15 protein-coding genes, 1 tRNA gene and 1 pseudogene are annotated in these 25,333 nt (G+C 59.1%); 9 read left to right on the forward strand and 8 right to left on the reverse strand.

The genetic code is table 11. The annotated features are described in order from the left end of the window. Positions 1-94 precede the first annotated feature (94 nt). Genes LB554_RS14975 through LB554_RS14990 form a run of 4 tightly spaced genes read left to right on the forward strand, consistent with a single transcriptional unit; the run spans position 95 to position 4,934 of the window. The gene (locus tag LB554_RS14975; protein ID WP_015314055.1) at positions 95-1,189 is read left to right on the forward strand and encodes a microcin C ABC transporter permease YejB; all 1,095 of its coding nucleotides are present in this window, start codon (positions 95-97) and stop codon (positions 1,187-1,189) included. Continuing rightward, on the forward strand, positions 1,189-2,334 hold the full coding sequence (locus LB554_RS14980) for an ABC transporter permease (protein ID WP_015314056.1): 1,146 nt from the start codon (positions 1,189-1,191) through the stop codon (positions 2,332-2,334). Before LB554_RS14975 ends, LB554_RS14980 begins: the two co-directional genes overlap by 1 nt. Beyond that, positions 2,331-3,962, forward strand: coding sequence for an ABC transporter ATP-binding protein (locus LB554_RS14985; RefSeq protein ID WP_140614809.1), 1,632 nt, complete (start codon positions 2,331-2,333; stop codon positions 3,960-3,962). The genes LB554_RS14980 and LB554_RS14985 overlap by 4 nt, the downstream gene beginning before the upstream one ends. Positions 3,963-3,992: 30 nt before the next feature. After that, on the forward strand, positions 3,993-4,934 hold the full coding sequence (locus tag LB554_RS14990) for a 2-hydroxyacid dehydrogenase (RefSeq protein ID WP_140787079.1): 942 nt from the start codon (positions 3,993-3,995) through the stop codon (positions 4,932-4,934). Between the two features lie 13 nt (positions 4,935-4,947). On the opposite strand, the gene LB554_RS14995 is transcribed toward LB554_RS14990, so the two are convergent. From LB554_RS14995 to LB554_RS15005, 3 genes are all read right to left on the reverse strand, one after another. Beyond that, positions 4,948-5,475 (reverse strand): AAA family ATPase, encoded by a 528-nt coding sequence (locus tag LB554_RS14995; protein ID WP_224585265.1) that lies wholly within the window; start codon positions 5,473-5,475, stop codon positions 4,948-4,950. 14 nt (positions 5,476-5,489) lie between these two features. Then, entirely contained in the window at positions 5,490-5,849 is a 360-nt protein-coding gene (locus LB554_RS15000) for a hypothetical protein (protein WP_224585266.1), read from the reverse strand. A 100-nt stretch (positions 5,850-5,949) separates the two neighbouring features. Beyond that, positions 5,950-6,870, reverse strand: coding sequence for a methyltransferase domain-containing protein (locus LB554_RS15005; RefSeq protein WP_224585268.1), 921 nt, complete (start codon positions 6,868-6,870; stop codon positions 5,950-5,952). A 150-nt stretch (positions 6,871-7,020) separates the two neighbouring features. Between LB554_RS15005 and LB554_RS15010 the strand changes: the two genes are divergently transcribed. After that, positions 7,021-8,031 (forward strand): ligase-associated DNA damage response exonuclease, encoded by a 1,011-nt coding sequence (locus LB554_RS15010; RefSeq protein ID WP_140614814.1) that lies wholly within the window; start codon positions 7,021-7,023, stop codon positions 8,029-8,031. A 4-nt stretch (positions 8,032-8,035) separates the two neighbouring features. Next, a complete protein-coding gene (locus LB554_RS15015) occupies positions 8,036-9,637 on the forward strand; it encodes a cisplatin damage response ATP-dependent DNA ligase (RefSeq protein ID WP_224585377.1) in 1,602 nt (533 codons plus the stop codon). A gap of 34 nt (positions 9,638-9,671) precedes the next feature. Here LB554_RS15015 and LB554_RS15020 read toward each other — a convergent pair whose 3' ends face one another. Next, positions 9,672-10,817 (reverse strand): hypothetical protein, encoded by a 1,146-nt coding sequence (locus tag LB554_RS15020; RefSeq protein WP_224585270.1) that lies wholly within the window; start codon positions 10,815-10,817, stop codon positions 9,672-9,674. A 289-nt stretch (positions 10,818-11,106) separates the two neighbouring features. On the opposite strand from LB554_RS15020, the gene LB554_RS15025 reads away from it, so the two are divergent. The 3 genes from LB554_RS15025 to LB554_RS15035 all read left to right on the forward strand — a co-directional run bounded on the left by LB554_RS15025 (position 11,107) and on the right by LB554_RS15035 (position 15,920). Continuing rightward, a tRNA-Thr gene (locus tag LB554_RS15025) sits at positions 11,107-11,182 on the forward strand. 162 nt (positions 11,183-11,344) lie between these two features. Beyond that, the gene (locus LB554_RS15030) at positions 11,345-12,535 is read left to right on the forward strand and encodes a tyrosine-type recombinase/integrase (protein WP_224585272.1); all 1,191 of its coding nucleotides are present in this window, start codon (positions 11,345-11,347) and stop codon (positions 12,533-12,535) included. 733 nt (positions 12,536-13,268) lie between these two features. Beyond that, positions 13,269-15,920 carry a tetratricopeptide repeat protein gene (locus tag LB554_RS15035; RefSeq protein WP_224585274.1) on the forward strand — a complete coding sequence of 884 codons (2,652 nt, stop codon included), beginning with the start codon at positions 13,269-13,271 and terminating at the stop codon, positions 15,918-15,920. A 65-nt stretch (positions 15,921-15,985) separates the two neighbouring features. Here the strand turns inward: LB554_RS15035 and LB554_RS15040 are convergent. From LB554_RS15040 to LB554_RS15055, 4 genes and pseudogenes are all read right to left on the reverse strand, one after another. Next, positions 15,986-16,754: pseudogene (locus LB554_RS15040) on the reverse strand (IS5 family transposase). 1,447 nt (positions 16,755-18,201) lie between these two features. Beyond that, on the reverse strand, positions 18,202-22,377 hold the full coding sequence (locus LB554_RS15045; RefSeq protein ID WP_224585276.1) for a hypothetical protein: 4,176 nt from the start codon (positions 22,375-22,377) through the stop codon (positions 18,202-18,204). 307 nt (positions 22,378-22,684) lie between these two features. Continuing rightward, positions 22,685-23,800, reverse strand: coding sequence for a hypothetical protein (locus LB554_RS15050; RefSeq protein ID WP_224585278.1), 1,116 nt, complete (start codon positions 23,798-23,800; stop codon positions 22,685-22,687). 1 nt (position 23,801) lies between these two features. Next, positions 23,802-25,031: a hypothetical protein gene (locus LB554_RS15055; RefSeq protein ID WP_224585280.1), complete on the reverse strand. Its 1,230-nt coding sequence runs from the start codon at positions 25,029-25,031 to the stop codon at positions 23,802-23,804. Positions 25,032-25,333: the final 302 nt, after the last annotated feature.

The following is a 25,333-nucleotide window of genomic DNA, read 5'->3' on the forward strand; positions in this document are numbered from 1 at the left end:
TGAGGGGCGGCGCCCGCGTCGACATTTGGCCCGGAGCGATTGCCTTGCGGGTGCCGCAAGGCGCGGTGACTCTCCTCAAGGAGGATGACACCTGATGGGCGCCTATATACTGCGCCGCATCCTTTTGATGATCCCGACCCTGTTCGGCATCATGGCGATATCGTTCGCCGTCATCCAGTTCGCGCCTGGCGGGCCGGTCGAGCAGGTCATCGCCAAGCTGACCAACCAGGGCGGCAGCGACCGCCTCGGCGGTGGCGGCGGCGATGCAGGCGGCTCCAATTTCGACGTCGCCGGCGATGTCAGCTCGAAATATCGCGGCGCCCAGGGCCTCGATCCGGAATTCATCAAGAAGCTGGAGAAGCAGTTCGGTTTCGACAAGCCGCCGCTCGAGCGCTTCGGCATGATGCTGTGGAATTATGCCAGGTTCGATTTCGGCAACAGCTATTTCCGCGATATCTCGGTGCTCGACCTGATCCTGGAAAAGATGCCCGTATCGATTTCGATCGGGCTCTGGATCACCTTGTTGTCCTATCTGATCTCGATCCCGCTCGGCATTCGCAAGGCGGTGAAGGACGGCACGCCCTTCGACGTCTGGACCAGTGGCGTCGTCATCGTCGGCTATGCCATTCCAGGCTTCCTGTTCGGCATCCTTTTGATGGTGCTGTTCGCCGGCGGCTCGTTCTGGGACTGGTTCCCGTTGCGCGGCATCGTCTCGGACAATTGGGACCAATTGTCGTGGCCGGCCAAGATCGTCGATTATTTCTGGCACATGACGCTGCCGCTGACGGCGCTGGTGTTGTCGGCCTTCGCAACGACCACGCTTTTGACCAAGAACTCCTTCCTGGAGGAAATCCGCAAGCAGTATGTGGTGACGGCGCGCGCCAAGGGCCTGTCGGAACGGCAGGTGCTTTATGGCCACGTTTTCCGCAACGCCATGCTGATCGTCATCGCCGGCTTCCCGGGTGCCTTCATCTCGGCCTTCTTCACGGGATCGCTGCTGATCGAGAACATCTTTTCGCTCGACGGGCTCGGCCTGCTCGGCTTCCGGTCCGTGGTCGAGCGCGACTATCCGGTGGTGTTCGCCAACCTTTATATCTTCTCGCTGCTTGGCCTGTTCGTCGGGCTCCTGTCCGACCTGATGTACACCTGGGTCGATCCGCGCATCGATTTCGAGCGGAGAGACATCTGATGTCGGAGGCAAGCGTAACCGCCGGTGTTTTGCCGGAGCGGCTCCCACGGCCGTTCCTGTCGCCGCTCAACAAGCGCCGCCTGCAGAATTTCAAAGCCAACCGGCGCGGCTACTGGTCGCTGTGGATTTTCCTCGTCCTGTTCGTGCTGTCGCTGTTTGCCGAATTCATCGCCAACGACAAGCCGATCATCGCTTCCTACAAGGGCGAGATCCTTTTCCCGGTGATGGTCGCTTACCCCGAGGAAAAATTCGGCGGCTTCTATGCCGTCACCGATTACCGCGACCCGGTTATCCAGGACGAGATCAACGCCCATGGCTGGATGATCTGGCCGCCGATCCGCTATTCCTACCAGACCGTCAACAACGCCATTCCGGAAGCAGCACCGGCCAAGCCATCATGGGAATATGACGCCAAGACGCGCTGCAACCAATATCCACGAGGAGCCGATGACCCGGCCTGCAATGTCGGCAACTGGAACTGGTTCGGCACCGACGACCAGGCGCGTGACGTGCTGGCGCGCGTCATTTACGGCTTCCGCATTTCGGTGCTGTTCGGCCTGATCCTGACCGCGGGTTCGGCGCTGATCGGCGTCGGCGCCGGTGCCTTGCAGGGCTATTTCGGCGGCTGGACGGATCTGCTGTTCCAGCGCTTCATCGAGATCTGGTCGGCCATTCCCGTGCTTTATCTGCTGCTCATCGTCGCCGCCATCCTGCCGCCGGGCTTCTTCATCCTGCTCGGCCTGATGCTGCTGTTTTCCTGGGTGGCGCTGGTCGGGGTGGTGCGGGCGGAGTTCCTGCGCGCCCGCAACTTCGAATATGTCAACGCGGCGCGCGCGCTCGGCGTGCCCAACCGCACCATCATGTTCCGGCATCTGCTGCCCAACGCCATGGTGGCGACATTGACCTTCCTGCCCTTTTTGCTGAGCGGCTCGATCTCGACGCTGACCTCGCTAGACTATCTCGGCTTCGGCCTGCCGCCCGGCTCCGCCTCGCTCGGTGAACTGCTCAAGCAGGCGCAGCGCAATCTCAACGCGCCCTGGCTCGGCATTTCCGGCTTCGTCGTCATCTCGCTGATGCTGTCGCTGCTGGTATTTGTCGGCGAGGCGACGCGCGACGCCTTCGATCCGCGCAAGACGTTCAAATGAGCGATGCTCCCTTGCTCAGCGTGCAGGACCTCAGCGTCTCCTTCAGCCAGGGTGGCGGCCAGTCTGTCGCCGTCGACCACATCTCGTTCGACATCGCCAAGGGCGAGACGGTGGCGCTGGTCGGCGAATCCGGCTCCGGCAAATCGGTCTCGGCGCTGTCGGTGCTGAAGCTGCTGCCCTATCCCAGCGCCAGCCACCCCTCAGGCAAGATCCTGTTCCAGGGTGCCGACCTGCTCGCCATGAGCGAGAAGCAATTGCGCCAGGTGCGCGGCAACAAGGTCACCATGATCTTCCAGGAGCCGATGACCTCGCTCAATCCGTTGCACACGATCGAGCACCAGATCGTCGAAATCCTGAAGCTGCATCAAGGCATGGGCGACCGCCCGGCCAAGGCGCGCACGCTGGCCCTGCTCAACGAGGTCGGCATCCGCGATCCGCAGAAGCGGCTGGACGCCTATCCGCATCAGCTGTCCGGCGGCCAGCGCCAGCGCGTCATGATCGCCATGGCGCTCGCCAACGAGCCGGAACTGTTGATCGCGGACGAGCCGACGACCGCGCTCGACGTCACGGTGCAGGCACAGATCCTCGAACTCCTCGCGGGCCTAAAAAGCCGCAAGGGCATGTCGATGCTGTTCATCACCCATGACCTCGGCATCGTGCGCAAGATCGCCGACCGGGTCTGCGTGATGACTAAGGGCAAGATCGTCGAGACCGGACCGACCAAGGACATCTTCGCCAACCCTCAGCATCCCTATACGCGCCATCTTCTGGCCGCCGAGCCGAAAGGCAAGCCGCCGGCCGCCAATGCCGACGCCAAGCCTGTCATGACCGGCAAGGACATCAAGGTGTGGTTTCCGATCAAGCAGGGGTTCTTCCGGCGCACGATCGATCATGTGAAGGCGGTCGACGGCATCGACGTCACCGTGCGCGCCGGCCAGACGCTGGGCGTGGTCGGCGAATCCGGTTCGGGCAAGACGACGCTCGGCCTGGCGCTGGCGCGCATGATCTCGTCGACCGGGACGATCCAGTTCAACGGCCGCGACATCAACCAGCTCACCTTCAACGCCATGCGACCGCTCAGGCGCGAATTGCAGATCGTCTTCCAGGATCCGTTCGGCTCGCTCAGCCCGCGCATGTCGATCGCCGAGATCATCGAGGAAGGCCTGAAGATCCACGAGCCGAAGCTGTCGCCCGACGAGCGCGACGACAAGGTGGCCGCCGTGCTGAAGGAGGTCGGGCTCGATCCGGCAACCCGCAACCGCTATCCGCACGAGTTTTCCGGCGGCCAGCGCCAACGTGTTGCCATCGCCCGCGCCATGGTGCTCAACCCGCGCTTCGTCATGCTGGACGAGCCGACATCGGCGCTCGACATGAGCGTGCAGGCCCAGGTCGTCGATCTGCTGCGCAATTTGCAGGCCAAGCACGACCTCGCCTATCTTTTCATCAGCCACGACCTCAAGGTCATCCGGGCGCTGGCCAATGACGTCATCGTCATGCGCAATGGCCAGATCGTCGAAGCCGGCCCTTCCGAACAAATTTTTGGAAATCCGCAAACCGACTATACTCGGGCGCTGATCTCGGCCGCCTTCAAGATCGAGACGGCGCCGACTGGCGTGGTCAGCGAGTGATCCGCACAAGGAAGGACTGAACGAACCGCGATGGAAAAAGGCCGCATCCTGCTTGCCGTCACAGGCTTTCATCCGCAGCGCTGGCGCGACCTGCTGTCGGCCGAGCGCGAGGTGGTGCTGGAACCGGACGGCCCCAAGGATCCCTCGATCACCTATGCGGTGGTGTGGAAGCAGAAGCCCAATTTGATGTCGTCGCTGCCCAATCTGCGCGCCATCTTCTCGATCGGCGCCGGCGTCGACCATATCTTCGCCGATCCCGGCCTGCCCGACGTGCCGATCGTCAAGGTCGTCGCCGACAACCTCACCCAGTACATGACCGAGTACGTCGTCTGGCGGGTGCTCGATCACCATCGCCAGGGCCTGCTCTACCGGTCGCAGCAACCAAAGAAGATCTGGCACGAGCCACAGCAGAGGCCGGCCGGTGACATTTCCGTCGGCATCATGGGACTTGGCAGTCTCGGCCGCGCGGCAGCCTCGGCGCTGCTGTCGCTGGGCTTTGCGGTCAATGGCTGGTCGCGCACGGACCGGCCAATGGAAGGGGTGGCGACGTATGGCGGCGAAGCCGGGCTGATCCCATTCCTCAACGCCACCGACATTCTGGTCGTGCTTCTGCCGCTGACGCCGGACACGCAAGGCATCATCAACTACGGCGTGCTGAAGGAATTGAGGAAACGCAACGGCCTCGGCGGCTCGGTGCTGATCAATGCCGGACGCGGCCGCCTGCAGAAGGACGCCGACATCGTGCGCGCGCTGGATGACGGCACGCTGAAGGAGGCGAGCCTCGACGTGTTCGAGGTGGAACCACTGCCGAAGACCAGCCCGTTGTGGAACCACCCGAAGGTGTTCGTGACGCCGCATGCCGCGGCGACTTCCGATCCAGCCCATCTGGCGCCTCTCATGCTGCGCCAGATGGACGCTTTCGAACGCGGCGAAAGGCTCGACAATCTGGTGGACCGCAAAGCAGGATACTAGCCAGACGTCCTCGTCACCTGGCCAAATCCCAGTCCTGAAAACATTTCTTGATCGCATTGGCGGACGACAGTTGCAGCTTCGGCAGGTTGACCTGCTCGAACGTCACCCGGTATCTTGAGCGGTTTTTCGGCGTGGTCACGGCAATGTGGTGGATCATGTCCCATTTGATGCTGTCGCGCCCACCCTCCAAGGCTCCGCGTCTTTCCTTCTCGAACAAGGTACGTCTGAAATAGCGCAGCAGACTTGCCGGGATGGAAATGTCCAGCAGGATCAATCCGGTCGCGCGCTGGAAGCGTTGCGGCATGCAAACCGAGTAATTTCCGTCCATCACCCACCGTTCGCCGGCGATCGCGGCGTCATGCAGGGCAATGAATTCGTCCCTCGGACGCTGCACCCAATCTGTGTTAGGCAGGTGAAAGAGCAGATCAAGATGAATGGGTGTAAGGCCACGCTTGCGCGCGATCGCGTCGGCAAGCGTCGACTTGCCGCTGTTCGACGGGCCCAGGATACATATGCGGTCGCCGAGGTCCGAGAGCTTCATTTGGGCAACACGCATCAGCCAGGCAGCGCGAACTTCTTCTGCTTGTCCGGTTTGCCGCAGTCGCGGCGATCGATCGACCGGTTCATGGCATCGATTTCGCCTGACGCCTTGTCGCTGTCGCGCTGAGCCTTGGAACGCATGTCGGGCGTGAACGGGCCAAAACCCATGGCGGGATTGGAAAAGGCCGGCTTGGCGGTCGTGGGGAGATTATATTGCTGCGCCAATGCGTTGCGCTGCGTCAGCAACTGATCGCATGGCACGCTGTCATATTGCAGCGAGGACTCGACGTTGGCGTCCTGCCGCTCGGACGCTGAATTGCCCACGCAGCCGGTGGTTACGAGGCAAGACGCCAAAATCATCACGTTCCAGCGCATCGAAGTGCTCCTCCTGATATACCGCCCTGATGCGACCAGATCGCAAATATCAGTCGCGCACGCAAATCGGACTTTTTCGCAGCAGCGCAAAGAGTTGCCCTCACAGGGGACCGGCTTTCCATGCCACGACGGCCAGGCCTTTGACAGGCTCGCGGCGATCCCAGCGGATGGTTGTCGGCTCCAGCGCGAGGACCGAGAGGCAGTTGGCCTCGAGGGTCCGTACGACATAGCCATCCGAATGGGCGTAGCGCCGGGAGGGCTGCAGCGCGAACTCGCCACCGCCTTCCGCCAGGCTCTCGACTGAAAAGACAAACAGGCCACCCTCGGCGAGCAGGCCGGCGACCGTTCCCACGAGACCTTCGAGGCCGCCGATGTAGATCAGCACGTCGGCTGACGTCACTAGATCGGCCTTGTCGCCTGAATAGGAAAAATCCTGCAAATCCGCTTTCGTCAGCGCGTCGTAGATGCCTTTTGCCCGCGCCTTCTTCAGCATCCTTGCCGAGATGTCGAACCCCTCCAGCCGGTCGACGATCGGCCTCAGCTTCTCGCCCATCAGCCCAGTGCCGCAACCCAGGTCGAGCGCCAGGCGGAAGCGGCCCGGCCTTGCCTTGCGGATGGCCGCGTCGAGCACCTCGGGCAGCCGGTAGTCGAGTTTGCCGACCAGCATCGCCTCGAAGGTCTCTGCATAGTGGTCGAACAGCGTTTCGACAAAGGCGCTGGGCGGCGCCATAAAGACCGGACCTTTGCCGATCAGCTGCAATTTGAGAGCCGCGCCCTGGCGATCGGCCGGATCCAATTTCAACGCCGTCCTCCAGGCCTGCGCCGCCAGGTCGAGCCTGCCTGATGCCTCCTGCATCTCGCCCAGGCGAAACCAGCCCATTGCCCATTGCGGCGCCAGTTCCAGGCCGCCGAGCAGCAACTCGGCGGCAGCGGCATGATCGCCGGAGGCAACGAGCATTTCGGCATAGTCCGCACGGCGATCGGCGTTCGGGTCGCCCGACGAGGTCTGAAGCGGTTTCATGATGATGGTTTCCACCTGCAGGGAGCCGGCCGCCCATCTCTGTAGAGCAAGGGATGCCGAAGCTGAACCGAATTGGACAGGCTTTGTCCGGGAGTCAGCAGTCTCGGGCAACAGGCTTTCCGCAGCGGAATTATATCCTATCTTGGCATCATGCGCGCCAGCGACCTGCTTCATCCCCGGCCCGAAGGCCTCTACTGCCCGCCGGGCGATTTCTTCATCGATCCGGTGCGGCCGGTGAACCGGGCGCTGATCACGCACGGCCATTCCGACCATGCGCGTTCCGGCCACGGCTCGGTGCTTGCGACACAGCAGACGCTCGACATCATGGGACTTCGCTACGGCGAGGATTTCGCGGGGACGACGCAGACAGCCAGGCTCGGCGAGACGATTGCCCTCAACGGCGTCGATGTCCGCTTTCATCCGGCCGGCCATGTGCTGGGTTCGGCGCAGATATCGGTCGAGCACCAGGGCAGGCGCATCGTCGCCTCCGGCGACTACAAGCGGCAGAAGGATGCGACCTGCGCGCCCTTCGAGCCGATCCGCTGCGACATCTTCATCACCGAGGCGACTTTCGGCCTGCCGGTTTTTCGCCATCCGCCAGACACGGAAGAGATCGCCCGGCTGCTGAAATCGGCGGCGCAATTCCCGGAGCGCTCGCATCTGGTCGGGGCTTACGCGCTGGGCAAGGCGCAACGCGTGATGCGGCTGTTGCGCGACGCCGGTTACGACAAGCCGCTCTACATCCATGGCGCGCTGGCCAAGCTCAGCGCGTATTACCAGAGCCAGGGCATCGATCTCGGCGATCTCGAGCCGGCGACGGTGGAGAGCGGGGCCAAGCAAGATTTCGCCGGCGCCATCGTGGTCGGCCCGCCATCGGCCTTCGCCGACCGCTGGGCGCGGCGCTTTCCCGATCCGATCTCGTGCTTCGCGTCGGGCTGGATGCGCATCCGCCAGCGCGCCAAGCAAGGCGGCGTCGAACTGCCGCTGATCATCTCGGATCATGCCGACTGGGACGAACTCACCGCCACCATCAAGGAGACCGGCGCCGCCGAAATCTGGGTCACGCACGGCCGCGAGGAAGCCCTGGTGCGCTGGTGCGAACTGGAAGGCATCGCCGCCCGCCCGCTGCATCTGGTAGGCTATGAGGATGAGGGCGATTGACGGCATGAACCGCTTCGCCGAGCTTCTCGACCGCCTGGTGCTGACGCCGTCGCGCAACGGCAAGCTGACCCTTTTGATCGACTATTTCCGCAGCGTCGAGGATCCCGATCGCGGCCTAGCGCTGGCGGCCATCACCGGTGATCTCAAGATTGCCGCGGTCAAGCCGGCCATGCTGCGCACCCTGGTCACCGAACGCATGGACCCGGTGCTGTTCGGCTATTCCTACGATTATGTCGGCGACCTCGCCGAGACGGTGTCGCTGGTCTGGCCGCAAACGCCTGGCAGGATCGCCAACCGCGAGCCGACGCTTGGCGAGGTGGTGGCCAAGCTGCAGGCCGCAAGCCGCTCCGATGGACCGAAGGTGCTGACGGGGCTGCTTGACAGCGCCGGCATCTCGGCACGCTTTGCCATCATCAAGCTGGTCACCGGCGGCCTGCGTATCGGCGTCTCGGCGCGGCTGGCCAAACAGGCGCTGGCCGATTTCGGCAAGGTCGACGTCGCCGAGATCGAGGAACTCTGGCATGGGCTATCGCCGCCCTACACGGCGCTTTTCGCCTGGCTGGAAGGCAAGGCCGAAAAACCGCGCAACACGGCGCTGGCGCTGTTTCGCCCAGTCATGCTGTCGAACCCGGTCGGTGACGGTGACCTCGAAAAGCTCGATCCCGCCGACTACGCGGCGGAATGGAAATGGGACGGGATCCGGGTCCAGGCGGTAGCCGAAGGTGGCATCCGCCGGCTCTATTCGCGCACCGGCGACGACGTCTCAGGGGCCTTTCCAGACCTCGCCGACGCCATGCGTTTTTCCGCTGCGCTCGATGGCGAATTGCTTGTCGGCGATCCGCGAGAAGCGACGGGAACCTTCTCGGACCTGCAGCAGCGGCTGAATCGCAAGATGGTGACGCCGAAGATGCAGCAGCAATATCCAGCCTTCATGCGCTGTTACGACGTGCTGCAGATCGGCACGGAGGATCTGCGCGGACTGTCCTTCCGCGAGCGACGCGGCCGGCTCGAAGCCTTCATCGGGACGCTCGACCCGAGCCGCTTCGATCTCTCCCCCTTCGTCACGTTCACGGATTGGCAGTCGCTCGAGGACCTGCGCCGCGCGCCGCCGCATCCGATCATCGAAGGCGTGATGCTGAAGCGCTGGGATTCGCCCTATGTCGCCGGCCGGCCGAAGGGTCCATGGTTCAAATGGAAGCGCGATCCGCACACCGTGGACGCGGTGCTGATGTATGCCCAGCGGGGCCACGGCAAGCGCTCGAGCTTCTATTCCGACTACACGTTCGGCGTCTGGTCCGGAGCCGAGGGCGAGGAGGAACTTGTGCCGGTCGGCAAGGCCTATTTCGGATTCACCGATGAAGAGCTGAAGCAGATCGACAAATATGTCCGTGACAACACCGTCGAGCGTTTTGGACCGGTGCGCTCGGTGCGCGCCGACCGCGACAATGGCCTGGTGCTGGAAGTCGCCTTCGAGGGACTCAATCGTTCGACCCGGCACAAATCGGGTGTGGCCATGCGTTTCCCCAGGATTTCACGATTGCGCTGGGACAAGCCGGCCAACGAGGCCGATCGCATAGAAACCCTGCAGGCGCTGCTCGACCGCTAGGGACCGTCAATGTGTCAGTCGCAACGAATTCAGTTCAGGGTTCGACCGAGACACGGATCTCGTAGACGTCGACCGCCTTGCCCTGCTTGTCGAAATCGGAATTGATGGCGATGGTTCCGGCCGAGCCCGGATGCTTGTCGGGAAACTTCACGTCGAACAGATATTCGTTCTTCTGCTGGCCGACCGCGTAACGCTTGCGGCCGCAATCGCCGAGTTCGCCAAAATTGCAGTCGACGGATATCTGCGTGTCCTTGCCGTCCTCGGCCCGGGCGATGATGTCGAACACGGCGTGCTTGCCGGCGAGTTTTTCCAGCACGCCCTGTCCGACATCGAAGGCGATCGCCGAGCCGGAGGCGCCGGACTGGATGCGCAGGAACGGCCCGCTGTCGTCCTTCATCACCTCGGCCTTGGCGTCGGACGGAGCGGCGACATGCGTCGGGTCGGACGGTGAAAACACATTGATCCAGTCGCGCGACAGGTCCGCGGCACCGGGCTTTGCCGGCGCGTTGGCGCCATCGGCCGGGGTGAAATCGTCGTCCTCGACGGTCGGCGGCGCTTCCGGCGGCGCGGTATTGAGCTGCGCGGCGGTCTTGAACACACCGGTTTGCATGGCAAAGTACAGTCCGATGCCAATCGCCGCGAGCAGCGTCACCGTGAAGAAAATGGCGGTCAGCGGCAGCCGCCGGCCTCGAATGCGCCGCTCATCGCGATCGGGCGCGACTTCCGTGGCGGCACCGGAAGAGGCTGGAACCGACATGTCGATGGCTGGCGCACCGGGCAGGGTCGCATCCGGCATGATGTCGGGAACCACCGGCAGCACGCGCGAACGCGGTGCGTCGGAAGCGGGCTGCCCGGGACCGTGGACGGTCACAGCGGGCGATGACGCCCTTGGGCCCGCCTCGACCGCGGGCGCCGCGCCGGCCGCGGCCTCGACCGCCGGCGCGTCGATCTGCGGGGCAACACCGGGCACCGCCGGCAGGTACTCGGATTCGATTTCGGTGATTTTTGCCTGGATTGCCTTGCGGCGCTTGATGGCGACTTCCACGGTCACGCCGGGATTGGCCTGAAGCGCGCGGTCGAGCGCGGCGAAGGCCGAACGATAGACCCTCTCGCGGAACGCACGGTCCTCGGCATTGCCCTTTTCCAGGGCGTTCCGGATCGCTTTTTCGATCGCGTCCAAGCGAGATCCCTCTGCAAATTGTCCCAAGCTTTCATGATGGTTAGCCGCAGGCGACCAATCAATCAACGGGCGGGCAGCCGCATTCTGCCTCGACAGACCGTCCAAAGTCTATTTTCACGATGTTCCGGCAAACAAAATCGGAACATGTCGGCGATTCCGGGCATGCAGGGACGCCAGAACGCCGGTTTCGATCGGGGCGCGGCTCTTGCATGATTTGCCAAGTCGCATCTTGAATTCGCGGCCGGTTGAGTCTATCACCCTGCCCATCTTGGAGGCCTTGGCCTCCCGGGCCGCTTTAGCTCAGTTGGTAGAGCACATCATTCGTAATGATGGGGTCAGGTGTTCGAGTCACCTAAGCGGCACCATTACCTCGTCCAACGACGCCCACCTTCGACCAACAATGGCAGGAAATCTGGTAGTTAGCTGGCCACGTTGGCCGCTGAAGTCCAGCAATGTCCAGTTGCATTCAGCAAAATTGGGGGTATCGTTGGGGGTATCGAGCTTAGCAAATCGAAGCGATACCCCCAATGACCCTTACGGACGCTGCCGTTCGCGCACTCAAGCCGGGCGACAAGGATAGAAAAATTGCCGATGCCGGCGGCTTATTTCTTCTGGTGACGTCAAAAGGGGCCCGGCTTTGGCGTCTCAAGTACCGGTTTGATAGCAAAGAAAAGACGCTCGCCTTCGGCGCTTATCCAGATGTGGGGTTAGCTGAGGCACGGAAGCGAAGGGATGATGCGAAACGTCTTCTGGGAGTGGGCGTCGATCCAAGTGCCCAAAAGCGCCTCGACAAAATTACAGGGACTTTGGCGCGCGCAAATACGTTTGACGCGGTCGCAGACGAATATGTTGCTCTACAGAAACGCAAAGGGCGGGCTACAGCTACGATCGTAAAAACAGAATGGGTTCTCGATCTCGCTCGTCCAACCTTCGGCTCCCGCCCGATCAATCTGATCACGGCGCCCGAAATACTCGTGGCTCTGCGACAGGTAGAGAAACGCGGTCGGCTGGAGACTGCCCGGCGAATGCGTGGCGTTATCGGCAGTGTGTTCCGTTACGGCATTGCGTCGGCCCTTTGCGTATCTGATCCCACCCAAGCGCTGAAAGGAGCGATTGCTGGCCCGCAGACGAAGCACCATGCCGCATTTCTAGATGCTAAAGCCTTCGGGGGCCTTCTCAGGGCAATCCGCACTTATGAAGGCACGCCTGAAGTTCGCATGGCTCTTGAATTGTCCGCGCTACTGTTTCCTCGGCCAGGTGAGATAAGGCAGGCGGAATGGAAGGAATTCGATTTGACGGTTGGGCTATGGACAGTACCCGCCGCTCGAATGAAGATGCGCAGCGAGCATAGAGTGCCGCTACCGGCCCAAGCGATCGCCCTTCTAAAAGACCTACAGACGATAACAGGATGGGGAAACTTGGTATTCCCTTCCACCAGATCTGGGAAAAAGCCGTTGTCCGACAACGCACTCAACGCAGCATTGCGGCGCATGGGATTCACAAAGGCAGAGGCGACCGCTCATGGATTCCGCGCCACAGCCAGCACGTTGTTAAATGAAAGCGGCAAGTGGTCGGTCGATTCAATCGAACGGCAGCTCGCGCACAAAGATGCTGATTCTGTGCGGCGTGCTTACCATCGAGGCGACCATTGGGAAGAACGTGTTCAGATGATGCAATGGTGGGCCGATCAAATCGACGGAATGCGTGACAAATCGTAAGTCTTGAAATTCGAACTTATCACGTAAGCGCCTGCCTCTCTCTCGATTAGCAGGTCTCGTCGGAACGACTGGAATGGGGCCGAGAGCGGACTGGCAGCTTACAGTATGATGATTTCAGATGCGGCCATTCCGCTGCTGGCCCATGAGTTGACGTTAAAACCCCCCGGGCATGTCCGATAGTGTGATAATCGACTTTACACTGAAGGGCGCATGCGAAATATATGATCTACGCGAGACAGCACGCCCTTCACATCGGTGGGGCAGGTTCAATCCTTGCATCGCCTACCAAAATCTCTAAAAGAAACCATGCGTTACAGAAAAGTAGCACAAGATTGCGATCCGCTTTTTGGCCTGGGTCGTCACCGGCGTTGGCCTACACGCCGGTTGGCCGGAGCCAATCGTACCGTGGGTTCGAATCCCTCCGTCTCCGCCAGTCCTTTCTGAGCAAGATGTTGAATCGATTCATGATCTCTGACTGGCGGCAGCCTTCCCCACTTTCCTCCCCATTTGATAGTTTCGTGCGGCCCAGGAGCCAACCCCAACAGCACGATTGTTGATTGATCAGTCCGTTGCGGCGCTCACTACGGCCTCAAGATGGTGGAAGTCGCAGTATCGACTTGGCAGTCTCTCCGGCGTAACCACCCTGCCCGGCGGCGGCCATCGCCGATGCTAGTAGACGAAAGCATCCGTTTTGATCATTGTGTCAAGGAGATTATGCGGCTCGGAATTTAGCATGCTCAGAGACTATCTCACTTGTGTCACCTTAGGCGTTGCGGGAGCCGCCCTTGCTGCCGCGAGTGCATCTGCACCGTTGACTGTTGCAGCGATCGCCGGAGCTTTGATGACCGGTGCAGGTGGCAATGTACTTCACAAAATAGTTGAGAGCCAAGGGGATCGGTTAATTTCAGCCTTCTTCCGGAAGAATTCAGGCGTCGATGAAAATCATCATATTTTGCTAGCGCTTCGCCAATCCCATCTGGATGCACTCAATAGTGTGCTCCATTTTTTCAATGACGCTCGCCGCAATGATCCTGATCGCGAGAGACGGTCCAACGCAGACCGATTTTCGCGCGAGGTTCAGAGATTCATTAGTGAAGCTGGCCGTGTCGGACGGCGCGGTAGCGGTGCCGCATGCGAACTCGAGCGCGACGTATTCATCAATTTGCCTGGGGCTTTCGACGCAGCTCTGTCGGCGCGCGGCAAAGCAATCCCCGAGGATATAACTGAGACAGCCCGACAAGCACGTATAGAGATTGAAAGCTTAGCGCTGCAGGAATTGCTTTTGGAGACAGGAACTTTGGAAACCGAGCTACCCTCGCTTTTCCAATCAGTCTTTCGACGACAGGGCGAGGGTTGGTTCGATCTTTTCGTTCGTGACGGTGCAGCGAGACTCAAGCAGAACCAGAATTTCAGGTCTATTTGGACGGCCGAACAGCTCGCACGTATTAGGCAGCGCACTGAGGTGGTGGAGATTGGCCTCGAACGCGTATTCGTCGAGGCAAAGGCTATCCGAACTGAAACCGAGACTATTCGTTCGCAACAGCAGCTCGACAGCGTCAAGCTCGACAGCCTTCTAGCGATAGTCAACCAGGGAGGGATATTCTCCTTAGCACTCCAAGAAGGCATCTCCCAACGCGCAGTGCAGAACATAGTTGCTCGGCTTGGGGGCGAAAGCGTCGCCCAAAAAGACATCGTCGGCTGGCTCGAAAACTGGATTGAAACAGCCAGGACCGAACTTGGCCGTAGGACGAACGAGGACGAAGCCTTCGAGGCTGCTCGGCGCGAAGCAGAGCGTCTGTTTCGTGATGGCAGCGGTGATGCATCGGCAGCTTTGATAGCAGAGTTAGAGCGCGGTGCACTAGTCGAAGACGAGCGCAGAATGGCGCACACTAGGCGGCGCATAAGGCTTTTGGAGGAGGCCATACGGTTCGATGAGCTAGGTGTCAGACCACTCGCAGTTGTGGCGAAGCTTCGCCAAATTGCACACGAGGAAGGTCGAATAACACAAGATGAGGTGGGCGAGTTCTTACACAAAAAAGGCCAGGAGTATTCCGACCGTGGCAACAAAAAGGGCGAGTATCCAGCGCTCTTGGCCTCAATTGCTATCCTTCGTGCTGCAGCAGATGAATGTGCGCGGGAGCGAGTGCCTCTTGAATGGGCCGCGATACAAAACAGCCTAGGCAACGCGCTTGCTATGCTTGCTCGACGGGAGTCTGATCAGTCTCGGTTACTGCGGGAATCCATCACGGCTCTTAGGGCAGCCTTAGAGGAGCGGAGGCGAGATCTGGTCCCTGTTGATTGGGCTTCAACACAGAACAACTTGGGCGCATCGCTTGCGAGACTGGGTGAAATCAACAACGATACCATGCTTATTGAGGAGGGGATCCTCGCGCACAATTCGGCATTGGGTGTATTCACTCGCGAGTCGGCGCCGCTAGATTGGGCGATGGTTCAGTCAAACCTAGCCAGTGCGTTTGCCAATCTTGGTGATCGTGAAAAGGGAACTGAGCGACTTGAACAGGCGGTTGCGGCTTGCTTGGCGGCCTTGGAGGCGCGTCCTCGCGAGAAAGCGCCACTTAGCTGGGGTAATACACAGCTTAATTTGGGCGCCTCGCTTTCAAGACTGGGCAGGCGAGACGACGACCCAATATTTTTGGAGAGAGCGTTAGCCGCCTATAGGGCTGCACTAGAGGTCTGGACGCCAGACGTCGTGCCGATGGATTGGGCCCAGGCGCAGTTTAACCTCGGCGTCACTCTCCATGCTCTCAGCAAACGAGAAACGGGCACTGACAGGCTAGAGGAAGCGGTTGTTGCATTCCGGGCCGCGTCTACTGTGTGGACGCGTCAGAACGTTCCAGCCGATTGGGTGGAAATTCAAGAGAGCATTGGACGGGTCTTCCAACTTCTCGGCGAGCGCGAGGATGAGATTGCCTATTTCGAAGAGGCGGTCACTTCGTACAAATCCGCGTTGCAAGAAAGGTCGCGCGAACGGGATCCGCAGGGTTGGGGTGACGCGAAACATCATCTTGGCGTAGCACACTCGAGCGTAGGCCTCTGGGAGGACGACTGGGCGCCACATATGGCGGAGGCGCTGGCAGCTTTTCGTGCTGCCTTAGAAGTGCGGACACGTGAACAGTTACCCTTCGATTGGGCTATGACCCAGTGCAACATTGGTGTCGTTCTATTCAATCTAGGCTTATGGGAAGATAAACATAGTCTAGTTCAAGATGCGGCCTTGACGTTCAAGTCGGCGTTGGAAGTATTGAAGCCCGAAGAGAATTTTTTCGACTGGGACTTTGCAAGAACAGCACTAGCAGAGACATCTGACCTGCTGGCAAACGGGAAATCCGAGAAATACGGAACCATTTCAGCACAAGCTGATTGAACCTCGAAAAAAATGTTCTGTCGGATTGGGACAAGCGCCGGCGCAGGCACGCGCTCGCCGATGATCTAGGCCGCAGACTCATAATGGCGCAACCAGATACGGACTGATGCGAATTTGATTGCAGCGAGGAAGTTGAGCCGGTCTCGGTCGTATCGGGTGGCTATGCCTCTGAACTGCTTGAGCTTGTTGAAGTATCGCTCAACCAGATTTCGCTGCCTGTAGACCCATGTGCAGAACGGGAAGCTGCCGGTTCTGTTCTTCTTGGGCGGGATATTGGCCCAAGCGCCTTGCGCTGCAAGGTTTCGGATCGCGTCGCTGTGGTAGGCACGGTCAGCAAGCAGGATCGCATTGGGCTTGAGCGTTTCCAGCATGGCAGCGGCAGGCTTGCCCTCATGCGCCTGTCCTGCCGTCAGGACGAGATCGATCGACCTGCCTTCGGCATCGACAAGCGCATGGATTTTCGTGGTGAGCCCGCCACGGGAACGTCCCATGCAACCATGGTCGGAGCCCCCTTTTTTGCCGTGGCCTCGTGCTGGTGAACGCAAACACAGGAACTGTCGATCATAACAATGTCATCGTCGAAAGCCTTGGAAACCGCCGCCAAAAGCCGATCCCAGACCCCCGGCTTTGCGCCATCGAACAAACCGGTTGTAGCAGGTGGTGTAGGGGGCCGTAGCGCTCCGGCACATCGGCCAAGGGCGAGGCGGTTCGGAACCGCCACAGGATGCCGTTGAGAACCCGACGGTCATCGACACGCGCCACGCCGCGAACCTTGGAAGGCAAGTTTGGCTGGATCACGCTCCATTCAAAATCGCTCAGTTCGCAACGACTCATTCAAGCCTCCAAAAGAAGCCTTGAATCAGAACACATCACAAAACGGTAGTCTGTTTATGAGTTTGCAGCCTAGGGCAATTCGGAGTTGTTCCGCCACCAATTGGCATCCTGAATATTGATGCTGATCAAGGTACGCTGCTTGGTTGGAGCTACGTGTTGGAAGGTAGTCGTCTGGGCGCGAGCGCAATCCTTCAGCCCTTTAAAAACAGCTGGCAAGCCGCTCGCGACAGGCACCCGGCTTCCTGCGTCATGGCGAAGGCGGTCATCTGTGGCATGGGCTCAAGACTGCTTTGACGCAAATTGATGGAGATCCCGCCGCCATATCAACTGCGTGCCTAGGTGCCAGACTCGCGTTTTGCTCGTTTCTGTCTGAAGAACTTTTGGCTAAATGTTAAATTGTGCTTTAAGCGTTGCTTCCCAGAAGCAGCGGTCGACGCCTGGAGATTGATGAACTATCCGTCTGCCAGCATGTCTTCGAGTAAATTATCGCGGAAGTAAAGCTTTGAGGACCCAAAATCGATGTTAGCGCCCTAGCCGCAACTGTATTAAGCGCGTTCGAAAATTTGCAAAGGCCCCGTCCCGTCGACCTGCTAGTGGAGGTTCGCATACACCGCGACGAATTTACGTTGGTTCGAAGGAAGCTATAGTCTGAACGACACATGGCATCGATCTTATCGGCCCGCCGAGGGCATGTATAATATATCAAGCCGGCGCGGATGTACGCCGATCTTTGACTGCCGAGCTGGAGCGGTCACAAGCCAAATCTAAACCTCACCGCAAAATGTCTGCTTCTAGGGAGAGGCAAGTCTTAAGCTACGACCAACATGAGGCGCAAAGCTGCCATTGGGTTAATCTGGTGCACGCAGGGGCGCTGCCTCTACGTAGAGAACGAGCTGCGTGCTAAGCTCTCCCCGGCCGCCGCTCGATTGCGGCAGCCGACCATCTTTTCAACCAACGCGACGGCGACGAAGCCAATGTCACTTCGAGGTTTAGGCCTGACGCTACCGTGTCACAAATTGGCGTTGCGGACCCCGATGTTACGTCATGCGGTCCCGGCCAGGTTACGCCACGCGAGGGTATACCCTGAAGTGCGGGACACGTACTTCGCGTCTCAACGCGAACCTTCGTCGGCACTGGATGATCCTCGGAAACGGCGAAAAGTGCGAAATGGGTATTCACACCGAAACGAACCGACCAGGAAGCGGTTCGAATCCGCTCTCTCCGCCATTTGCCTGATCAAGCTATTGGAATGCTTCCAAATTTTAAAATGATTAAAGATAAACCCACTTTTCACCCCACATAATTTTGTGAATTGAGATGGCTGTTATAGGCTTTCCGTGGACGCTAATTGCCAAATTTCGTTTCAACGGGGCGGCAGCTTTGCTCCTCGTTCCGGCCATACGGAAAGCTCCCATCCGTTGCAACGGTGTGGGCGCAGTTTGTGGGCCTATTCTCCGAGATGAGGTTGCCGCTGCTGTACCGCTTTTGACAACCAATATTCACGGTGCTCGTCCGTGAAGAACAACGACACCCTTTCGCCAATCGCAGGTAGGTCGAGGGTGATCACGACGCCCTCAACCACGACCCTTTCCTTCCCGCTGCCGTACTGGACGCTTCGGAGCACGCCGCCTGCCCTCAAAGCTTCGGTGATGCTCTGACGCGAAATGTGTCGCCCGTAGCGATGATGAGACAGGTGCGACAGAATTAGGACGTTACCAGCGTGGCGTGCGCCACCCGCTTCAACGAGGTCAGGGTGATGCGCATCAATGAGCCTTTTTCGGTTCTCCTGGAACTCAGCGTAGCTGCGTTTAGGCGCGAGGATCGATGGCTTGTCGCCAGCCAGGGCGACTTGGCAATGCCAAGCGTACTGCCTCTCTTTCAAATTATGAATGTGCTCAGCCTCGTTGGGAACCGCTGCCCGTTGATGCTTGCGCTTTCCCGTGTTCCTTGTTGAAGCGTTCTTCTTCGGTAAATCCTTTATGGGGGTGGGCGCCGGAATGTTTTTCGACGGATCTGGTCTCCAATCATGATGGCCGACAGGCGTTTCGCCCAGATCGCCTTCATCGTCATCAAAGGGTTCCTCGTCCTCAGGAGCAGTTTCACTCTGCACGGGCTTCCGGACCTCATGCACTTGATGGTGCAGGGCGCGCTCGAGGGCCGCGGCACAGTAGGCCGGTGCATTCGCTACAAACACTCGCTCCGCGAGAGCGTCGAAGAAGGCATCTTCCATCTCCCGGTTAGCACGTTGCGCCAGCCATAGAGTCCCCGAGGACTCGTCAAACGCATGGCGAACCTTCGCATCAAATCCATGGCGGCCTATTTTGAAGGTAGCGATCACCTCGTCGGCACCTATGACCCGTTGTATAGCGGCGAGACTGGCGGTCCACCGAGAGCGAACCAGGGCCGTTGGAATGCCAAGCTGGACTAGTGCCTTCTGCAGATCTTCCTCGGCTCGTCTGGTTCGGTATGCGCCGAGCAGCGGCATCGCCCACGGCGGGACGGTCGAAGCCCCCGATCCACGCACCTGACGCGGCGCACCGGCCTTGGCTCTCAGCGAATGGCCACCAGCGCTCCTGACGATCTCGAAAATAGGAGATCTCACGCCCTCTATCTGGGACACCACAAGCCCGACTGGAAAGCCGGCAGACTCTATGGATTCTCCGAGCTCGGGAAAGTCGTTGAGGAAATAGCTAGGCGGACTTCGCATTGCGTCCTTGTGCGAGACTAGCGCGAAGCCAGTCGCAATCTGGACGGCGAGGCAGGGCAACTGGTCCTGCACGTCCCACCAGCTGCTGGGACCGCCGTCGTGAGCGAATTGTCGGACAACCTGCTGAAGGTGCTGCCCAAGCCGAGCGCCATCTTCTGCCAACCAAGAGAAGAATGCCTGCGAACTGGCGGCGTTCGGCTCGGCTGCGATCACACCGGCTCTCTTAAATAGCCGCTGTTCCGAGTCAGCGAGGCCCGGAATCTCGTCGCGCCATTTCCCCCAGAAGTTGCCTCGGTTGCTCTTGAAGGCAAGAGCGTCTGGCCTTCGGAAACGCCCATGTGCTGGAATACAAGTGATGTCAGCTACGCCGAGGCCTGCCTTGCTGTCTGGGTTGAGTTCCCCGAGGCATCGCAGACGCGGTATGAGAGCCTTCTGGTTCTCCGGGTCTTCTCGAAGCGACTCTATAACCATCTGCGAAGTGGGGGCCGGCATCGGCGGAACAACCCGATCGAGGTCTGTGCCTATCCTGTCGATCAGGAACTCAGGCCGCAGACTGAGGGCACCAAAATCTCCTGCGGAAACGAAGTCCGAGGCCAACCCAAGCCGGCCCGCTTGGTTCATAGCGGGTATCTGCGGCGCAAGGGCTTCTAGCGTCGCGAAGAGACGAGCATCCTGCGCCAAGGTCTGCGCATTCCGTTCGAATAGGCGGAGTCGATCGACCTCGTTGTCGAGAAGCGGGCGATCGAATGGAAGTCCATCGATGCTGGCGTTGAGCCAATTCGTTATCTCGCCCGATGTGGGGACAGTCCGGATCGGTAGTGCTAGTGAACGGCGTTTCAACGGCGCGACCAAAGCCAAGACGCGTTGAGCCGGCACCCGAATGGCCTGATCGAGGATCTCTTCCACGATCGCTGAAGCCGGTTTGCAAAGCTCATCCAGACTACCGGGGGCACCGCTGCTCTGGTCTGGCCAAATTGGAAGCTCTCGGATCGAGGTCCAGGCACGGACCGGTATCTCGTTCCCGCTCCGCTCCACCCAACGGAACATCTCCAACCGGACGTCGGGTGGTCGCTCGGCACTCAAGAACCGATCGAGGAACTCGTCTATGGTGTAGGTCTTGAGATCCCATCCCCGCTGTCCAAGCAGTGGATGGTCCGCGATATCCGGATGAACAAGCGGCGGCGACAAGTCAATCGGTAGTCCGGATGGCAGGTGAGCACCGAGCCGCAGGTTCGCGGTGTAGTACGTCTTCCTTTCATTGCTCGGAAGGATCACCTTGTCGTGAAAGGGGGCATCCACCTTCGATTTTGTCTGAGTACGCCGGTACGCGACCGTCTTCCAGATTGCGTCCAGGTGCAGTCGAACTGCCTTCGGACTCCGCAGACACTCCTGGCAAGCTGAAACACTCACCCAAGGGAACCGTGGGTTCTGGTTTACATGAGACAGCCGGAGGAGCGCGTCCGTCTCATCGAATATGACGTGTGTGTCTCCATACCCATCGAGATCGCGGCTCGCGATTAGCCGAACGATCTCGGGATGCACGCTTGATGATAAGTGCTCGTATTCCGTGGGTGCCACCGCCGCCAGGTCCGAGTCGACGACCGATAGGTTGGCCGATGCGAGCGGGACTACGAACCGGTAGCTGGGACCACCTGCCCCCTTCCGCTTCTTCCGCCGGTCGGCGAACGGGATTGCCGATCGCTTGATTGAAGCTTCAACCAGTTGCGTGGTCCTTGCCAGATTAGGGCTGATGGCGTCGACTAAGAGGTCCAACGCCTTCCCGCCTACCTTGGGGATCAGGAAGCGCTTGACCGCATCGACCAGGAGCTCGTCGCACGCTTTGACAAGCGCAGTGTTCCAGTCGCTAGACCCGGCCGCTAGTCCATGTCGTTCGGTATCGCTCTTGAAAGGCGCTGAGTAATGAACCCCAAGTCCGGTGGTGGCATACTCACCTTCCCCAGCATACGCGATTGGATACCTAAGCCGACCGTGTTCTGGGAGCGGCCTTCCGGTCTTGCTCTCGGGCCAGGACACCTCAATTCGAGCCCGACGCTCCTCCTGATAGAACGAAGGGAAGTCGATCTTCGCAGCTGGCGGGGCGACGGTTGTCGTGAAAACACGTTCGGATATCGGAGCAGCTACCTGCGCTTCGGTTTCCGCCTCGACCGAACACTTCCTTACGCAAGAAATTAGCGAGCCAGCCTTAGTTGGTCGGGTGCTCTCGAAGTTGAACGTTGCGTAGCCCTTCTCGTGGTGACGGAGCTCTACCGTGTACTTTTGGTTCGCACCAGGCGCCAGGACACCGATGAAGCGAGGCGGGATGTCGACGACTGCAGCTCCGAACAACGAACCAATAATTTCGGGATCGCACTCCTTCAGCGTGATTTCTTCGCCGGCCGACACCCTAATTGCCTGCTTGCGGTATCTCACCTCGATTATGGTGCCGCGATCGGTTGGTGCAGTCGGATCGTCGAGAGGTTCCTCGCTTGCGCCGGGCACGGGCGCAGAGTCGTAGCCATACTTGTAGAGCGTCTGTTGGGCATAGCGCCCGGCTGATCGAATGAAAATGTCGTCCCCAATAGAGAAGCAGGCCTTCAGGCCGTGATTCTTCACGCCGATCATGCTTCCCTTCCGAGGGGCAAGATCGCCCGCACCCCGAAGAAAACTCAACCGCTTCCAACCGCCATCGTCGACGGGGGCACCATTGCCGGTGCACGTAAAGCGATCCGGCTCGAAGCTGATGATCGTATGGGTAGAACCCGCGTCAATCTCATTCTGAATCAGTTCGGCAACTAGATCGTCTGGACGAAGCCCATTGATGAACTGCCACAGCTCAGGAACCACGTCGGTCTTCGTCACGAAGTTCGGTCGAGTAGGATCGCTCATGCTGAAAGTCTCAAAAAAATCGCCCGCCATTTCGTGCCGGCAGCCCCTCGGGACCCAAGATCATTCGGCACCTGAAATAACGCAATAGGCGCGTCGCGGAGATCGACAGACCCAGGCCTGCACGACGCTCCGTTGCCGGACCGAAATGCGCAGCATGTCGGTCATTGCGGCGGCCATCGCAGCTTCCTGAGAGCTGACATTGCAGGCTGCGCATCTAGGTCCTGCTCCGCCCCATTCTTGCCGGTCGTAACTGAACCCCCAATTTTGGAGGACCCGAGCCGATAACCGCACTAAGCCTTCACATATGTTGTTTCGAATGGGCCGGTAACTCCGAATGTCAGGCGGCTTCTTCGGCGGGCAGCGTGTCGAAGCAGAACAGAATTTCGATCGCGGCAGTCCGAAGGGTATTGACTACGGTTTGGAGTGGTACGTTCGGCACCTTCATCATCATGATCTGATTGTGCACGATGATGTTGCGGCACTTATAGAGCAGTTTGTGCCAGGGCGTATTGCCATCAAACTCGACGTTCAGCCTGCTCAAGAAATCACGGCAGCCATCTGCCAGATCATTCAAGGTGGCGCGGCTCGATAACGTCCGAAGGTATTCGGCATCAAGAAGCGAAAGTCGGTACGGCTCTCCCGTGATCTGAGAAAGCTGGTTCTTCATCTCCCATGTGTCGAGCCGCTGCCGCGCGATCCTTTCGACGCCCCAGCCAAATATGTGGTCAATGCAAAACTCGAGCGCTTGGTAGAGATGCATAAATGCACCAACGCCTACTCGGTCTCGGTCAGCGCTCTTCAGTAAGCTGAGAAATACCGCAGCCTCTCGCGCCACGAGAGGCCCAGGCTTTGTGAGCTTGATTCGGTTGCTCCAAGGCGACGGAACCGGAGTCTGCAAGATCTCTAGACGAGAGTTGACTATGCCGACCCCATGTTTGAACAGCATGAGTTCTAACGTGTCGGGGTCGGCGAAAAGGCCCTCTCGCGCCTCGTTTCCCAGCACTGCTATGGAGAGCCTATCGTCGAAAACTTGGTCGAGATAAAGCGTGTGATCGCGCAGAGATTCGATCGAAACTGCAGCGCCGAAGTTCGCAAGAGCGGTAAAAGTGGTTGCGTATCGAAACCCAACGTCCGCAAAGCGGCGGGGCCATGTCCCTTGGAAATTCTCGCTGTCTCTAAACGCGGTGATTGGGAAGACATAACCTAGCGTGGCGCCAGTGATCGGAACGACCAACACACGAGTCTCGCGTTCACCGACATGGGCTGTCTGGCAAACGAAAGAGCTATAAAGCAACGGGTCGCGGCGCTCGTCGGGTACCGTGCAATTCACGACCTCAAACAATTGGCCGGCACCGGAATCAACACGGCAGCCTACGTCGGTCTCGCTGATCTCGATGGCGAGCTCGGCGACCTCATCCTTGGACAGGTCAAAAAAGTCGTCGGCAGCAGCCATGTCAGGCGTACATCATCTCATAATTTTCCTGCCCCCTTAGCCAGCATCTCGACAGATCAAGATAGCTTTCGCTCTCGGGAAGCAAAAGCGCGCGAATCGCGAGTTGAAAATATAGACGTTGCGCGTCACCGATTCGTTTCGCTTTCTTGGCAATTTCATCAAGCACTTGCAGCAACTGCTCAAGAGCAACAGACGGATCTTCAGAGAAAAAGAGCTTGGTTATAATCTCATTGAGGGTCTCAACATTGTCGACTATACCATTCGTAACTAAGCGTTTACATTCTGCGCCAAAGCCAGCCATCGGCTGTGGTCGCGCAAAGATGGAAGGGACATTAGTACCAAAGGGGCGAAGCAAGCCCCCCTCTTCCTCGATTGTCGCGCTCCAATCGCCGGCGCGATCCATGATCCTGGCGACAAAATCATGATAGAGGACAAGCAACGTTTTCATGTCGTCGGCCTCAGGCCGGAAGGTATAGCTTTCAAGAAAGTTCATTTCTCGCAATTCACCGACGAGTGCTTGCTTGTCGTAGGGCATGGGCGAACCCGTGGAGAAGGCGTAGAACATATCGACCACATCTGCATATTTGTAACGGCCGCCGCCACGTGCTCTTTTTTCGTCAATCTCCTTCAAGATCGAAATACCCTCTGGGAGGTCGTCGTTGTCAACATAGTCATAGTACAGGATTTCCAGCTGATGCCGGAACGACATCGGCGTCTGTCCTGTGTTCAACGTCAGCATACGATACAGGATGCCAGTCTTTGATAGGCCAACATAAACCTCGACTCGGATTTTGTGATTGAAGAAGGCCAGCTTCTCTTCAGAGTTAAGATCGACGTCCCGACCTGAGCCAATTCCCTCTATCGTGAGAGATCGTTGAAGGCCGTCCAGGATTAAAAGCTCGCCATCCGCGGTTGCCCTTCGAATGAAATCCTCGATCTGATTCCACGCGTCGAACCGCGGGCCTTCGGCTATCGCACCACGGACTAATGCGTCTAGCTCGCCGCCATACGCATTGGTAACGGCTAGAATGATCGGAGGCATAACGCAGCCCTGAATCAGATCTTTACGGAGCAAGTCATAGGTTTTGCCCGAGCTCTTGACTCGGCGACGCTGATACTCGTTCTTGTCGAGAATGCCCGGTGCGAAGCGCAGGTATTCCCCCACGGTCAACTCAGCACCGATATTCACGCCCATGATCTTTGTATCAATAAGGTGTGACGTGAACTCCATGTGACATTCTCCCCGAACATTGCGCACGTAATGCAGGCACTCCTACGCGCCCGAGATCGATACCATCAGCGAACTCGATGATTAGACTAGGCCACGTGAAATCGATCACGTCAGACCTAGCGAATCGGAGCGATCATGGCGAGTGCCGTGACAGGCTTCAGCTTAAAAAGGTTGATGTACAGGTGACAGTTCCCGCGACGACGAGGTAGCAGTGGTGGACTGCCAGTTGGGTACTGGCCGATCCCACCCTCGCAACCTATCGGCACTACCCGAAATTTTGCCTGTCGCTTTGGCCCCTGAAA

This window comes from Mesorhizobium sp. CO1-1-11 (genome assembly GCF_020164995.1).
Lineage (GTDB): Bacteria > Pseudomonadota > Alphaproteobacteria > Rhizobiales > Rhizobiaceae > Mesorhizobium > Mesorhizobium australicum.